This is a genomic window from Streptomyces sp. BE20 (genome assembly GCF_036322525.1).
Classification (GTDB): Bacteria; Actinomycetota; Actinomycetes; order Streptomycetales; family Streptomycetaceae; genus Kitasatospora.
The window spans coordinates 1-1,500 of record NZ_JAQYWW010000445.1; the positions used below are offsets into that span (position 1 = coordinate 1).

Sequence of the window (1,500 nt, forward strand, 5' to 3'; positions counted from 1 at the left end):
CAATGCCGTGTAGATAGAGCCGTGGGTGGCCGCGTCAAGTCGCCTGAAATGGGACGGAGCTCCTGCTAGAACCGTGTCGACCAAGATCACTGTTCGGTAGGAGCTCCGTTGGGTGCCCAGTCTGTCATCTCTCGTGAGGTTGTGGTTGCCGCGGGGGCGTTCGCGCCCGGCCATCTCGGTGAGTTGACCCGGATCGTCCCGTTCGAGATGGTCGACGAGGCGCTGGCGCAGACCGGCAGGGTGCAGGCGCGGGTCCGGGACCTGCCGTCTCGGGTGGTGGTGTATCTGCTGCTGGCCGGGTGCCTGTTCCCTGGGCTGGGCTGGCGGCAGGTGTGGCAGCGGCTGACCGCCGGACTGGACGGCCTGCCGGTCGCCGACCCGACCGGCGGTGCGTTCGCCCAGGCCCGCAGGCGGGTGGGGGCCGAGCCGATGCGCTGGCTGTTCGACCTGCTACGCGGCCCGGCCGCCGGAATCGGCACCACCGGGGCGTGGTGGCGGGGGCTGCTGGTCTGCGCGATCGACGGCACGACGATCACGGTGCCCGACAGCCCCGCGAACCTGACCAAATACACCAAACACCGCTGCAACAACGGCGGTTCGGGATACCCGGCGCTACGACTGCTGGTCCTGGTGTCCTGCGGCACCCGCACCGTCCTGGACGCGGTGTTCGGGCCGACCACGGACGGGGAAACCACCTATGCGCCGCGCCTGCTCCGCAGCCTGCGCGAGGGCGTGATCGTGCTGCTGGACCGCAACTTCGCCGCGCGGACCCTGGTGAGCGCCATCGCCACCACCGGCGCCCACGTCCTGGTCCGGGTGAAGAGCGGCCGCCACCTGCCCGTGCTTCGCCGCAACCGTGACGGCTCCTACCTGTCCCGGCTCGGCACCGTTGAGGTTCGGGTCATCGACTGCGAGATCACCATCGCCACGGCCACCGGCCGCCACACCGGCCTCTGCCGGCTGGTGACCACCCTGACCGACCACCGCACCCATCCCGCCACCGAACTGATCACGCTGTACCACCAGCGCTGGGAGATCGAGACCGCCTACCTGGAGATCAAGTCCACCGTTCTGGGCGGCCGAGTCCTGCGCGCCCGCACCCCCGCCGGCCTCGAACAGGAGATCTACGCGCTGCTGGTCACCTACCAGGTCCTGCGACTAGCCATGGCCGACGCCACCGGTACCCGCCCCCGCGTCGACCCCGACCGGGCCAGCTTCACCATCGCCCTGAACACCGCCCGCGACCTGGTCATCCAGGCCGCGGGCGTCATCGCGGACACCGTCATCGACCTCGTCGGCACCATCGGCCGACGAGTCCTGGCCGACCTCATGCCCGACCGGCGCATCCGCACCCGCCCCCGCGTCGTCAAACGCGCGATCTCCAAGTACAACGCCAAAGGCACCATCGACCGGACCAGCTACAAAGCCACCATCAGCATCGACATCCTGACCACACCAGACCCGTGACAGGAATCCGCAAGCTCTATCTACACGGCATTG

The 1,500-nt window shown here is 69.1% G+C and carries 1 protein-coding gene; it reads left to right on the forward strand.

Going from position 1 to position 1,500, the window contains the following annotated elements:
- Positions 1-141 precede the first annotated feature (141 nt).
- Positions 142-1,467, forward strand: coding sequence for an IS4 family transposase (locus PUR61_RS04480; RefSeq protein WP_329875848.1), 1,326 nt, complete (start codon positions 142-144; stop codon positions 1,465-1,467).
- Positions 1,468-1,500: the final 33 nt, after the last annotated feature.